The sequence below is a fragment of the Paraflavitalea pollutisoli genome, from assembly GCF_029360705.1.
GTDB lineage: Bacteria > Bacteroidota > Bacteroidia > Chitinophagales > Chitinophagaceae > Paraflavitalea > Paraflavitalea pollutisoli.
This window is the reverse complement of the sequence record NZ_JARKMX010000008.1, coordinates 1-13,242: the sequence shown is the minus strand read 5'-3', so window position 1 is coordinate 13,242 and position 13,242 is coordinate 1. Positions and strand designations below refer to the sequence as shown.

Annotated in this window: 12 protein-coding genes; 8 read left to right on the top strand and 4 right to left on the bottom strand. The window is 50.9% G+C overall.

Features of this window, described 5'->3' with window-relative positions; translation table 11 throughout:
• Position 1: 1 nt before the first annotated feature.
• From P2W70_RS14170 to P2W70_RS14155, 4 genes are all read right to left on the bottom strand, one after another.
• Complete coding sequence (locus tag P2W70_RS14170; protein ID WP_276482135.1) at positions 2–283, bottom strand: DciA family protein; 282 nt, start codon at positions 281–283, stop codon at positions 2–4.
• A 25-nt stretch (positions 284–308) separates the two neighbouring features.
• Complete coding sequence (locus P2W70_RS14165) at positions 309–662, bottom strand: hypothetical protein (protein WP_276482134.1); 354 nt, start codon at positions 660–662, stop codon at positions 309–311.
• A gap of 93 nt (positions 663–755) precedes the next feature.
• A complete protein-coding gene (gene recF / locus P2W70_RS14160) occupies positions 756–1,838 on the bottom strand; it encodes a DNA replication/repair protein RecF (RefSeq protein ID WP_276482133.1) in 1,083 nt (360 codons plus the stop codon).
• A 23-nt stretch (positions 1,839–1,861) separates the two neighbouring features.
• Complete coding sequence (locus P2W70_RS14155) at positions 1,862–2,467, bottom strand: MiaE family protein (RefSeq protein WP_276482132.1); 606 nt, start codon at positions 2,465–2,467, stop codon at positions 1,862–1,864.
• 41 nt (positions 2,468–2,508) lie between these two features.
• Here P2W70_RS14155 and P2W70_RS14150 point away from each other — a divergent pair, with 41 nt between their 5' ends.
• The 8 genes from P2W70_RS14150 (at position 2,509) to P2W70_RS14115 (ending at position 13,080) form a co-directional block, all read left to right on the top strand.
• On the top strand, positions 2,509–3,648 hold the full coding sequence (locus tag P2W70_RS14150) for an aminotransferase class I/II-fold pyridoxal phosphate-dependent enzyme (RefSeq protein WP_276482131.1): 1,140 nt from the start codon (positions 2,509–2,511) through the stop codon (positions 3,646–3,648).
• A gap of 657 nt (positions 3,649–4,305) precedes the next feature.
• A complete protein-coding gene (locus P2W70_RS14145) occupies positions 4,306–6,753 on the top strand; it encodes a penicillin acylase family protein (RefSeq protein ID WP_276482130.1) in 2,448 nt (815 codons plus the stop codon).
• Between the two features lie 50 nt (positions 6,754–6,803).
• Complete coding sequence (locus P2W70_RS14140; RefSeq protein ID WP_276482129.1) at positions 6,804–7,145, top strand: hypothetical protein; 342 nt, start codon at positions 6,804–6,806, stop codon at positions 7,143–7,145.
• A 99-nt stretch (positions 7,146–7,244) separates the two neighbouring features.
• Positions 7,245–7,484 carry an RDD family protein gene (locus P2W70_RS14135; protein WP_276482128.1) on the top strand — a complete coding sequence of 80 codons (240 nt, stop codon included), beginning with the start codon at positions 7,245–7,247 and terminating at the stop codon, positions 7,482–7,484.
• Positions 7,485–7,582: 98 nt separating this feature from the next.
• Entirely contained in the window at positions 7,583–10,120 is a 2,538-nt protein-coding gene (locus P2W70_RS14130; protein WP_276482127.1) for a DUF5686 family protein, read from the top strand.
• Between the two features lie 558 nt (positions 10,121–10,678).
• Complete coding sequence (trhO, locus tag P2W70_RS14125; RefSeq protein ID WP_276482126.1) at positions 10,679–11,719, top strand: oxygen-dependent tRNA uridine(34) hydroxylase TrhO; 1,041 nt, start codon at positions 10,679–10,681, stop codon at positions 11,717–11,719.
• 232 nt (positions 11,720–11,951) lie between these two features.
• Positions 11,952–12,350 (top strand): GlcG/HbpS family heme-binding protein, encoded by a 399-nt coding sequence (locus tag P2W70_RS14120; protein WP_276482125.1) that lies wholly within the window; start codon positions 11,952–11,954, stop codon positions 12,348–12,350.
• Positions 12,351–12,384: 34 nt separating this feature from the next.
• Positions 12,385–13,080, top strand: coding sequence for a type 1 glutamine amidotransferase domain-containing protein (locus P2W70_RS14115; protein ID WP_276482124.1), 696 nt, complete (start codon positions 12,385–12,387; stop codon positions 13,078–13,080).
• Positions 13,081–13,242: the final 162 nt, after the last annotated feature.

Here is a 13,242-nt window from a genome sequence, read left to right as displayed (position 1 = left end):
TTTATTTGATCACTACTTCTTTGACGGTGTTTTCACCCAACGCTTCATTGACGCGGGCTACGATCTGCTCTTTTTGGTAAAGCAATTCTTGTTTGAGGGGAGCCACAGTGGTGGTAATGTATAGAGTAGTACCGTAGATCTGGATCTTATCCGTGTATTTAGCAATGGTTTTGCCCATCAGGTTTTCCCAAACATCTTCTATTTGCAAAGCCTGCATCGAACCCTTGATACGCGGGTTCTTCATAAAATGCTTCAACGCATCACTCATCGAATACTGTCCCATGGGTGCAAGTTAGGAAGAAATACCTTTACAATCTGAAACGGGGATCGCGCGGATTATCCGGTGCATACATATTTTGTTCGCTGTTGCGCAGGATCGTTTCACGGGCATGATACTGAGGCCTTACGCAACTAATGAGGTTATAACCCGTTTCACTCACCATCCACTCACGTGGACACAGCAGCATACTGTTTTGCCGCGGCATTCGTTCCATCTCCATCGATTTCTGTAGTAATTCCAGTGCATACAGACGAAGCCCTTCTTTATTGGCACTGATCGCGCCTGACTCGCCAGCTTCATCGCTTGTGTAAGAAAAATAGGCAACACGTGGGTCGGTAGTCTCTTCCAAAAAGGAAATGATAGACTCAATTGAATTAGTCATAAGCAATCGTTCTTCTCCTTATTGTGAATATACGTTTTTATAACCAGATTTTAATAACCCAATTTAAGTTTTAATAATGTTTTTTCCACACGTTTATAGACCAATGACCTGAAAAGTGTCGGTGAGTTGGGAGAAATGCCGGTTGATTCGTTCGGCGTGCGTATCGCTGATAAAAAGCTGCCCTTTGTTTTTAACACATACCTCACCCAGCAGGTTGTGCATACGTTGCTCATCCAGCTTTTCGAACACATCATCGAGCAACAGGAGGGGAGCGAATCCTTTCGCCGTCTTTAGCGCTTCAAATTCAGCCAGTTTGAGTGCAAACAACAAACTCTTGCGTTGCCCCTGCGAGGCTATTTGCTTGAAAGGCTGTTGCTGAAAGCGAATGTCGAGATCGTCCTTGTGAATACCCGTAGTAGTTCTTTGCAACAGAATATCTTTTTCCCGAAATCGGAAAAACAGATCAGCGAGTGGTTGCTGTAACAGCTGACTTTCGTAATCAATGTCCAATTGTTCATCCACCCCTGCAATATGCCGGTAAGAACGTTGAACGGCTGGGATAAATTCGGCCAAAAATTGCCGACGTTTTTCAAACACATAATTACCATAGTACACCAGCTGGCGATCGTACACATCCAGCAGGCTCGTATCGGTCAATCTTTTTTCAGCAATGGATTTCAGGAAACTGTTGCGCTGCTGCAGCACCCGGTTGTAGTCGATCAGCTGCTGCAGGTAGGTGGCATCGAGTTGCGACAATAACATATCCAGAAACCGGCGCCGGTCTTCACTGCCACCCGTAATGATCTGAATGTCGTCGGGTGCAATGATAACACAAGGCAGGCGCCCGATGTGCTGCGCCAACTTTTCGTAAGGCTCGTCATTGACCAGGAACTCTTTTTTACCGTTCTCCCGGAGTATACAAACTATCTTCAACGGTTCACCCTGCAACGTAAAATGCGCTTCGATGCGGAAACCGGCCGCGCCGCGTAAGACATTTTGGCTATCGGAACGCGCAAAATAGCTTTTGGTAAAACAACAATAGTAAATAGCATCGAGCAGGTTGGTCTTGCCCACGCCATTTTTACCGGCAATTCCAACGATCCGTTGCTGAAAAGAAAAAGAGGTTTGTTGGTAGTTCTTGAATTGAACCAGTGATATGGAATCCAGCTTTAACAAGGCTGCAATATACATCCGAAAATCTAATGCATCCGGTCGCCGCGCACCTCCAGGTGCTGAATGATCTCCGCTTCGTACGTCAGCCATTCCTGCCAGCGCGTGCGCACCATCGCCTTATCGAGATAGGTTTCGGACAATTCAATGAACAGGTGGTAATGCCCCGCTTCACTTTCCATAAAGCGGCGGTAGAATTTGCGCAGGTAGGGGTCTTCCAGTCCTTCGCTCAGGCGCTTGAAGCGCTCGCAGCTGCGGGCTTCGATCAGTGCAAAGATCAGCAGCTTGTCGAGGAAACGCTCATCTGGATTGCCGCCTTTCTTCTCGAACTTCATCAACTCGTTCACATACATATCGCGGCGCTGACGCCCCAGTTTTAAATTGCGTTTGTCGAGCTCGGCCAGCACCAGGCGGAAATGCCCCCATTCTTCGGTCACGATCGGCGACAACTCACGCACCAGTTTCTCTTTCTCACTATACCGCTGGATCAGGGATATACAGCTGGTGGCCGCTTTCTGCTCGCAATAAGCGTGATCCGTCAGGATGTCCTCCAGCGAAATACTGGCCAGGTCTACCCAACGGGGGTCGGTCGGCAACTGCAATCCAAGAATGTTCTTGACGTCGTTCGTTTCCATGGGCGCAAGTTAAAGAAAACCACGCACCCTTTCCGGCATCGATGCCCGCAAAAAGCAGTAGCTTCGGCGCCGTCATGAAAGAAGCATTCCTCCACCAGCCATTGCAGGAACGACAGGCCACACAATCTTTGCGACAGCTCCGGCTGCCGGAAGGCAAAACGGATTTCTGTTCCAACGACTACCTTGGCATGATCTACGGCGGCCTGATCGAAAAAACGATGAGTAGCGAGGATGCTGCCGCACCACATGGGTCGGGCGGGTCGCGCCTGCTGGCCGGCAATTACCCGGCCATCGAAGCATTGGAAAACCTCCTGGCCGGTTTTCATGAAGCACCGGCAGCCCTGCTGTTCAATTCAGGCTACGATGCCAACCTCGGCCTGCTGAGTTGCGTGCCACAACGGGGAGACACTATTATTTATGATACCCTGATACACGCTTCGCTGCGCGACGGCATCCGCCTCAGCTTCGCCCGCGCTTTTTCATTTGCCCACAATGACGTGGCGGCGTTGGATAAAAGACTGCAGACGGCCACCGGCAATATCTTTGTCGTGACCGAATCGGTCTTCTCTATGGATGGTGACGAGGCGCCACTCGCAGCCATGGTGCACAGTTGCCGGCAATACGGTGCACACCTCATCGTCGACGAAGCACATGCCACCGGCGTAGTTGGCCCCAAAGGGCAGGGGCTGGTGCAGGCATTGGGCCTGCAGGACGACTGCTTTGCCCGCGTCCACACCTTCGGCAAGGCCGTTGGTTGCCATGGCGCCGTGATACTGGGCAGCGATACCCTGCGACAATACCTCATCAATTTTTCCCGTCCCTTCATTTATACTACTGCGCTACCCGAAAGCAGCGTCGCCGCCATTCGTACTGCTTACGGATTGATACCGCAATTGCAGGCAGAAAGACAACGCTTGCGACAATTGATCGCACAGTTCCAGGCCGCTACGCTACCGTTTCAAAAACTACCGTCGACAACGCCCATTCAGGTCGTCATCATTCCCGGCAATGAAACCGTGCGCAGGGTGGCAGCCCGGTTACAGGCAGCTCAACTAGACGTAAGGCCCATCCAGTCGCCCACAGTACCTCAGGGCAGTGAAAGACTGCGCATCGTGTTGCACGCCTTCAATACCGCCACAGAAGTCGATCGGCTGATACAGGAACTCTGTAAAACCACCTGACCCACCTGGTGAGCAGGTACAACCATAAAAGGAAACCCTTCCGTTCAGGCAATAAACGAGGAGCAGCCCGGTTCAAACGGGACAGTCATTGATAATATAGTAAGGAGGAAAGATCCGGTCCTACATAATGAGGCCTACTACAAACAGGCAGCATACGAGGGTAACACCAGCAAACTTTTTCAGGCGGAAGATCTTGTTGGAGGTAGATGACTTTTTCATGTTAAGCGAGTTTGGGGGATTTGGAATTGGATAGAGCTGCAAGTTAAGGCAGCTCAAAATAACTTACAAATCCTATAACGTATAAATTATAATAAAAAGTGTGCTGCCTATATTCCTAACGGTGAAGCACTTGTCGACCAATCTCTACAGAGCATCGGGGAATGGAAAAGAATCATCGCCCAATGGGCGCCAAACCAGGGTGAATGCTGACGATAACAGCCCCTCGTACCAAAAAAAACCGGCCCTACGGAGGCCGGTCGATAGACAACCCGAAGGTCATCCAGCTTCATAAAGGCATTCGATTAAAATACGACGACTGTTTAAATGTTCCCTCAAACGTTTTGTAAAATTGCAGTGTAATCACTTGCCGCACAATACAATTTTGTGGTATTACCAGTTCGTGTTACTTTTAAACGATTTCTAAATCCTTCCGGTAATATGAGACTCGTTCCCTTGTTGATTTCGGCCGCCGTGACCACTGGACTGGTCATTGCCTTAAGTGTTCCCATGGGTAGTGCGCCGCCTTTCGGCAGCTTCCTTAGCCCACAGGAAGGGTTCTGGCAAAATGCCGAACCCATCGACCAAAGCTACGATGCCCAACTCCAATTGCCCCAGTTGAAGGAGAAAGCTGCCGTCTATTTCGACGACCGCCTCGTCCCCCACGTATTTGCACAGAATGATGAAGACCTGTACTTTATACAAGGTTACCTCCATGCAAAATTCAGGTTATGGCAAATGGAATTCCAGACCCATGCCGCTGCGGGCAGGTTGAGCGAGATCGTAGGAGCGGGGGCAGATAGCACGGTACTGAACTTTGATCGCAACATGCGCAGGCTCGGTATGGTATACGCCGCTACCAACTCCCTCCAGGTCATGGAAAACGATGCCGATACCAAAAAAGTGCTGGACGCCTACACCGCCGGTGCCAACGCCTGGATCGACCAGCTCAACCCCAGCAACCTGCCTTTCGAATACCGACTGCTCAATTACCGTCCGGAACATTGGAGCAACCTCAAAACGGCCCTCTTCCTCAAATACATGAGTTACGACCTCACCGGGTCTGAAAACGATATAGAATATACCAACGCCAAAGCAGCCCTTAGTCAGGAACTGTTTGCAAAATTCTATCCTGTAGCACCCGATTCGCTGGACCCCATCGTGCCCCGCGGAACGGTGTTCGAGACACCGGCTAACCTGCCGGTAACACCGGCATCGGCCGACTCGCTGTATTTTCAATGGAAGAATACCGTCGACATCGCCGCGATCGACAAACCCGATCCCGACAATGGCAGTAACAACTGGGCCGTGAGCGGACAAAAAACACAAAGCGGCCGTCCCATCCTGTGTAATGACCCGCACCTGGGATTGTCATTGCCTTCCCTTTGGTATGAAATGCAATTGCATACCCCGACCAGCAATACTTATGGCGCCAGCTTTCCCGGATCACCCGCCATCATCATCGGCTTTACGGACCGCATCGCCTGGGGCGTCACCAACGCCAGCCGTGATGTGAAAGATTATTATGCCATCAAATTCAAAGACGACACGCGCCAGGAGTATTGGTACGACAGTGCCTGGGTGCCCACGACCATCACCATAGAGGAGTACAAAGTCAAAGGAGCACCGGTTGTCAAAGACACCGTGGCCTATACCGCCTTTGGCCCCGTACAGTACGATGCCTCCTTCACCGGCTGGGGCCGTGCCACCACCGTCACCAACCTCGCCGTTCGCTGGCAGGCACATACCGGCTCCAACGAATTCAAGACCTTTTACCAGCTTAACCGGGCCAATAACTATTCCGACTACCTGGAAGCGATCAGGCATTTCAGCTGTCCGGCCCAAAACTTTGTCTTTGCCAGCAAAGACAATGAGGTGGCCATCTGGCAACAAGGGGCCTTCCCGGCCAAATGGAAAAGACAGGGCGATTTCGTGATGCCGGGCACAGATGATACCTATAAATGGCAGGATACCATTCCACAGGCCGCCAATCCGCATGTAGGCCCCGGTGCAGAATGGGTAGCCAGCGCCAACCAGTTACCCACCGATACGACGTATCCGTGGTACCAGAGTGGGGGCTACGACCTGTACCGCGGTTACCAGATCAACCATCGCCTGCGCAGCATGTACAGCATCACGGTAGATGACATGAAACAACTGCAAACGGAGAACTACAATGTGATGGCCGAAATGGCCCGCCCCATACTGCTGAAGAATATCAAAGAGCACATGCTCACCAACGAAGAAAAAAGCTACCTCGATACCGTTAAAGCCTGGAACCTGCGCAACGATGCGACAGAGACCGGCGCCACAATATTCGAAACCTGGTTTAAAGTGTTGGAAGCAGAAGTGTGGAGCGACGAGCTGGAAGGAGTCGCCAAGCCTCATATGACGCCCGAATCTTATACCCTGATCGAAGGCTTGCTCAGGGATTCGTTTTTTATCCCGGTCGACAACATCAAGACGACAGCCACGGAAACCCTGGCCGACGTGACCACTACCGCTTTCAAAAAAGCCATTCCGCTCCTTAAGAGAGCTGCCGCCGAAGGCAAGCTGCCCTGGGGCAAATACAAGGATACCGGTATCCGGCACCTGACACGCTCGGTAGCACCACTTGGCCGCCTGCACCTGAATGCCGGCGGTGGGGATAATATTATCAATGCCACCAAACAATATCATGGTCCCAGTTGGCGTATGATCGTACACCTGACCGATAAAACGGAAGCCTGGGGCATCTACCCCGGTGGGCAACAGGGCAATCCCGGTAGTAAGTATTACGATAATTTTATCGACAAATGGGTAGCCGGAGAATACAACAAGTTGTGGGTGATGGCCGAAGGTGATGAGAAGAACGCAGCCGTGAAGCATACGATCACCTTCAACAAGTAAGTAATCACCCCCGTTTGATCAAAACCAGCAACACGTAGAAAATACCGAACATGAAATTTGCAGTATCCCTTGTACTCACCGCCTTATTGAGCTTTGCCGCCGGCCTCTACCTGGGCTGGTGGAGTCTTGCCATTGCCGCTTTTGTGGTCGCTATTTGCATCCCTCAAAAGCCCTGGCAAAACTGGCTCGCCGGATTTCTCGGTCTGTTCCTGCTGTGGGGTGGCCTCGCCACCTGGATCGATATCCGGAACCTGCACATCTTATCGGGCAAAGTCGCCAACATCATTCCGTTGGGCGGATCGACTATGCTGCTTATCCTCATCACTGCCTTTGCCGGAGCACTGGTAGCCGGTTTTGCCGCACTGACTGGTAGCTATGTGCGCAAGAAATAGACAATACCAAACAGGCGCCATCAATCAACCTGTCCCATGTAAAACTCCAACCACCCACAGACGAATCAGGAGGACCTGCTTTCATTTACCCCCAACTTCGTGCTCGCCAAACCCGGCAAGCGGTACCTGGCCGCCTTGATCGACTTCTTGATCGTTTTTATCATTTTCGGTGTCTTTGTCTATAAATATGGCACTCCCACCAGAGACTGGACGGATGGCAGCATCTCCTATCATCTTGGAGGGTTCAATGCATTTGTCGGCCTCATCGTTGCCAGCAGTTCCAAAAAATCACAACGCACGGGCGATATGGCTGCCCACACCATCGTGGTACAGGAGTAATACCCATTTTCCTCTTTTTGTTAAAACTTCGATAACCTGCTGCCATAGCAATGCAAGCAGCAGGGAAAGCTATTATTTTCGCCGCATAACCACTGCTGATGATTAAAACCTTACTCACCCTCACCACATTATTATTATTTGCATTTGTTACCCAGGCGGGCCGCGTAACCGGTAGCGTGAAGAATAAACAGGGAGAAGCATTACCCTATGCCTCCTTATTTGTTAAGGGAACGACCATCGGTACCACCACCAGTAGCCAGGGCAATTACTTCCTGGATCTCGCTCCCGGGCAGTATGTATTGGTGTGCCAGTATGTAGGGTATGCCAAAGCAGAAAAGACCATCACCGTTACTGCCAGCACCCTGACCGTCAACTTCGAACTGGGCGTACAGCAAACGGAGATGAGAGAAGTGGTGGTAAGGGCCAATGCCGAAGATCCCGCCTATGAGATCATCCGCCAGGCTATCAAAAAGAAAAAGGACTATGTAGCGCCGCTTGACTCTTTTACAACGGAAGCCTATATCAAAACCCTGGTACGCACCCGCAAGATGCCTAAAAAAGTGCTGGGACAGAAGATAGAAGAGAATGACAAAAAGGATATGGGGGTCGACTCGGCCGGCAAAGGCATCATTCACCTGTCGGAATCGGTCACGAAGATCGCCTACAAGAAACCCGACAAGATCAAACTGGAAGTATTGTCGGGCCGTGAAAGTGGCTCCGGTGGTTATGGATTCAATTTCCCCACCTTCATCAATTTCTATAACAACAACGTCAATGTATTGACGTCACAGTTTAACCCGCGTGGCTTTGTATCGCCCATTGCCGATGCAGCCCTTAATTATTATAAATACAAATACCTGGGTTCTTTCTGGGAAGATGGCAAAGAGATCAACCAGATCGAAGTGATCGCCCGCCGCGACTTCGAGCCCTTGTTCAATGGCACCATCAACATCACCGAAGGAGACTGGCGCATTCACAGCCTCGAGCTGACCCTCACCAAAAGATCGCAGCTGGAAATACTGGACACCATGCGCATCAAACAGATCCATGTACCGGTGACACCCAATATCTGGCAAACGAAAGACCAGGTAGTTTACTTCACCTTCAACATCATGGGTTTCGACGCCATCGGCAACTTCCTCAACGTGTACAACAAGTACGAAATAGCGCCCACCTTCAATAAGAAGTACTTCAACAATGTGGTCATTAAATACGATACGGGCGTCAACAAGAGAACGAAGGCTTATTGGGATTCTATCCGCCCCGTACAGCTGGAACTCGATGAAGTGAAAGACTACAAATTCAAGGACAGCTTGCGTGAGTACCGCCGCGACTCGGTGTATACCAAAGCCTATACGGATTCCATGCGCCGCAAGCAGGGTAAGATCACGCCCTGGAAGATATTGTATACCGGATTCAACCGGTATAATTACAACGCCAAAGCACCGCTGAGCGTTAACTGGAAGCCCCTGTTGAAGCAGGTACAATACAATACCGTAGAAGGACTGGTATTGAATGCAGAAGCCACGATCACCCGCTCTTTCCCGAAGACGAAGCAAACCATCAGTCTGACCCCGCACGTGCGGTACGGCTTCAGCAACCAGCATTTGAATGCCTGGGCTACGCTGCAGTGGTGGAAGCGCAATTTCACGTGGGATGAAGATGGCGGTACGACCAGCCGGTCGGTATGGTCACTCGCTGGTGGTAAACGGGTGAGTCAGTTTAACCAGGACAACCCCATCCGGCCATTGCTGAACAGCCTGTATACTTTGCTCGACCGGCGCAACTACATGAAGATCTATGAAAATTATTTTGGTAAGCTCACCTTTAGCCACCGGTTCGACAATGACTTGCGCTTCACGGCCGATCTGCTGTACGAAGACCGTATCCCCATCGACAATACCACCGACTTCTCCATCTTCAAGGATAAAGACAAACCTTTTACGCCCAATTATCCGCAGGAACTTATGGACGAGCAGTTTACCCGGCACCAGGCGGTAGTGGCCAGTATCGGTATTCAGTTTCAACCCGGTCAGCGGTATATACAGTATCCCAACAACAAGTTCCCCATCGGCTCCAAATACCCGACATTCTCGCTGACCTATAAAAAAGGCATCGACAATATTCTCGGCAGCGATGTAAACTTCGACAAATGGAATTTCTCCATGTGGGATGATGTCAATTTCAAATTGCGGGGCGCGTTGAAATACCGGTTGTCGGTAGGTGGCTTCCTCAATGACAAGCAGGTGCCGGTACAGGATTACCAGCACTTCAACGGCAACCAGCTGTTCTTTGCCAGCAAATACCTCAACAGCTTCCAGCTGGCGCCCTATTATGCCAACAGTACTACAGCATCTTTTTACGCAGTAGGACATGTAGAGCATCATTTCAATGGATTCCTGACCAATAAGATCCCCTTGTTCCGCCGCCTCAACTGGCACCTGGTAGGGGGTAGCAATGCCTTCTTCGTAGACCGGAAAAACAACTATGTGGAGGTCTTTGGCGGCTTGGAGAACATCTTCAAAGTGCTGCGCGTGGATGTGGTAGCCTCTTACCTGAATGGCAAAACGGGTCAGGTAGGTGTACGCCTGGGGCTTGGCGGCCTGCTGGGAGGCGCGATTCAGTTGCCTGATTAAGCGAAACAGGCATCGAGGCCCCCAGGCGACAAGGCATCCAGTAGATACAGTTAGAACTGCTTCATAATAAGGCACCGGGGTACCGGTGCCTTTTGTTTGGCAACCGGCTGAACGCCAGGAGCACATCACAGCTTTCGCCCCATGTTTCTTGGCGCCTTTCGCTGGTTGCCTTTCCCTCGTTGCCTGGTTGCATTTTCTTCCAAATTCCCAAATCCGGAAAACCACTCCCTGACTGGGACCCAAAACCCGGTTTGGCACGCCGTTTCCCCTTTAAAACCGAAATGGCACGAGGATTGAAATAACCATCTCGGTTTTTCATAGGATATTGGATTTTGAAACGGGGCTGGATGTCTATCCTGGCCCTTTATTTTTTTAGCCCCTGCAAGCCCGTCCCCGCATCTCCTTCAACCCGTTACCAGCACAAACCATAGCGACCACGGTCATCCATTTACCCGCTCCGGCTGTCAGCTGCGGCACGAACAGAACCCGGCCTTTTTTCGTACCTTTGCGGCGTTTAAAAATTTTGACTGTCAGGCATACGGTCGCAAAATTTTACCCATGGCATTTTTACACAACAGAGTCTCCCAAAAGGAGCTGAAAGAGCGTTTATACCAGGAAACCGAACCCCGGACAACCATTTCCTTCTACCAGTATTTTCCCATTCCAGATCCCGCCATCTTCCGTGATGACCTGTACGCGGCCTTGCAAGGGTTGAAGGTCTTTGGTCGGATCTATGTGGCGCATGAAGGCATCAACGCCCAGATCAGCGTGCCGCAAAGCGGTTTCGAGGCATTACAGCAATACCTGTACTCGATTCCGGCCCTCGATGGACTGCGCCTGAATATCGCCGTAGACGATGACGGCAAATCGTTTTGGGTGCTGAAGATCAAAGTACGCGACAAGATCGTGGCCGATGGTATCAGTGATCCCACCTTCGATATGGCCAATAAGGGCAAGTATGTGAACGCAACCCAAATGAACGAGTTGCTACAGCAACCCGGCACCATCGTGGTAGACATGCGCAATCACTACGAATACGAAGTAGGTCATTTCGAGAATGCCCTGGAAGTGCCCAGTGACACGTTCCGGGATCAGCTGCCCATGGCCGTGGATATGCTGAAAGACAAAAAAGAAGAAAACATCATCATGTATTGCACCGGTGGCATTCGCTGCGAAAAAGCCAGTGCCTATATGCTGCACAATGGTTTCAAAAATGTATTTCACCTCGAGGGGGGCATCATCAACTATGCGCGGCAGATCAAAGAAACCGGTGATAACAGTAAATTCATCGGCAAGAATTTTGTCTTCGACGACAGGCTGGGGGAGCGCATTACCGAAGACGTGATCGCGAAATGCCACCAGTGCGGTAAACCGGCCGACACCCACACCAACTGTGTGAATGAAGGTTGTCACCTGCTGTTTATCCAGTGTGAGGCCTGCGCTGCCAAATATGAAAACTGCTGCAGCACCCAATGCCAGGAGGTGATCCACCTGCCACTCGAAGCACAAAAAGAAATGCGCAAAGGCCAGGTCAAAGAAGGCAATATCTTCAACAAATCCAAGGCGCGCCTGCGGCCCAAGCTGCATCCACCCGAATAATCTCCTTACCATAGATGCCCGACTATACAACGGCCGCCTCCCGCAAGAGGCGGCCGTTGCATTTCCGCATTGGCTGCTACGGCGCACAACTACCAGTCATTCGAGGCGATCAGGGGGCGCCTGAAAAGTAATTTCGCCCGCCTGGCGGTTTTGTGCTTCGCAATGGGCTGCCGCTGGTGGTAATTTCACAATAACCGCACTGTCGGTATTACATAAACCTGAAAGTATAGCCATGAATATAACACTAGCACAAGCCGAAACCGCGATAGCGGCGGCCAGGGAAAAGGCCATCGAGTTGAATACGCTGATGAACATTGCCATCCTCGACGCAGGCGCGAACCTCGTAGCTTTTGTCCGGATGGACAAGGCCTGGATCGGTAGTATCGATATCGCGCTTCGTAAGGCCAAAACGGCCCGGTATTTCGACACGAACTCCGGCGAGATCGGAAGGATGTCTCAACCAGGCGGCCCTGCCTACCAGATCGAGCATTCGAATGGCGGCATGATCACCATGCCGGGCGGTATCCCCATCCGGAACCAACAGGGAGACATCATTGGCGCCATCGGCGCTTCCGGCAGCACCGTACAAAACGACCACCTGGTGGCCCAGGCCGGTGCCGACGCCCTATAGTACACACTATTATTCACCAATAAATCAGTATAGCATGGAACTCAAAAAGATCTTATTCGTGCTCACAAGTCACGACAGGATGGGCAATACCGATCGTAAAACAGGTATCTGGATCGAGGAATTTGCAGCGCCCTATTACACATTTCGCGATGCCGGCATCGATATCGTGATCGCTTCGCCCAAAGGCGGACAGGTGCCCATTGACCCCAAGAGCAATGAAAAGGAAAACCAAACAGAGGCCACGGTGCGCTATTACAACGATCCCGAAACGATCAAACGTATTGCAAATACCGTTAAGATCAGTAGTGTGAACGAAAAAGACTTCGATACTGTTTTTTACCCCGGCGGCCACGGCCCCATGTGGGACCTGGCCGAAGACCAGGATTCTATCAAATTGATCGAAAGTTTTAATCGGGCAGGGAAGGTCATGACCCTGATGTGCCATTCGCCCGCCGCCCTCAAATATGTGAAAGGACTCGATGGGGATTGGCTGGTGCGGGGAAGGAGAGTAGCAGCCTTTACCAATGGAGAAGAATCAGCTGCAGAATTGGACCATATCGTTCCTTTTTTGCTGGAGGACATGTTGCGCATGCGCGGCGCCAATTACCAGAAAGGAGAAAACTGGTTGCCTTTTGTGGTGCGCGATGGTAAGTTGATCACCGGACAAAATCCCGCCTCTTCCGTATTGGCGGCAACGACGGTCATGGAGTTGTTCAAACGAATGCCATAGGTAAAGATCATCCAGTCGTAACCATTGGGTCTACTAATACAAAGAGGCTGCTCATGGTTGCACTGCCCCCAAAAAGTTAGACACTATTTGGGGGCTTTTTTTATGGTTAAATACAGAAAACACAAATCCGACTTTAAGTTAAAGATTGTTAACGCGCATATT

Excerpts from the sequence above, each read along its gene's own strand:
- P2W70_RS14120 (WP_276482125.1), top strand. The coding sequence starts at position 11,952 with ATGAATATAACACTAGCACAAGCCGAAACCGCGATAGCGGCGGCCAGG.
- trhO (WP_276482126.1), top strand. The coding sequence starts at position 10,679 with ATGGCATTTTTACACAACAGAGTCTCCCAAAAGGAGCTGAAAGAGCGT.
- P2W70_RS14165 (WP_276482134.1), bottom strand. The coding sequence starts at position 662 with ATGACTAATTCAATTGAGTCTATCATTTCCTTTTTGGAAGAGACTACC.
- P2W70_RS14155 (WP_276482132.1), bottom strand. The coding sequence starts at position 2,467 with ATGGAAACGAACGACGTCAAGAACATTCTTGGATTGCAGTTGCCGACC.
- P2W70_RS14170 (WP_276482135.1), bottom strand. The coding sequence starts at position 283 with ATGGGACAGTATTCGATGAGTGATGCGTTGAAGCATTTTATGAAGAAC.
- P2W70_RS14145 (WP_276482130.1), top strand. The coding sequence starts at position 4,306 with ATGAGACTCGTTCCCTTGTTGATTTCGGCCGCCGTGACCACTGGACTG.
- P2W70_RS14140 (WP_276482129.1), top strand. The coding sequence starts at position 6,804 with ATGAAATTTGCAGTATCCCTTGTACTCACCGCCTTATTGAGCTTTGCC.
- P2W70_RS14130 (WP_276482127.1), top strand. The coding sequence starts at position 7,583 with ATGATTAAAACCTTACTCACCCTCACCACATTATTATTATTTGCATTT.
- P2W70_RS14150 (WP_276482131.1), top strand. The coding sequence starts at position 2,509 with ATGCCCGCAAAAAGCAGTAGCTTCGGCGCCGTCATGAAAGAAGCATTC.
- P2W70_RS14115 (WP_276482124.1), top strand. The coding sequence starts at position 12,385 with ATGGAACTCAAAAAGATCTTATTCGTGCTCACAAGTCACGACAGGATG.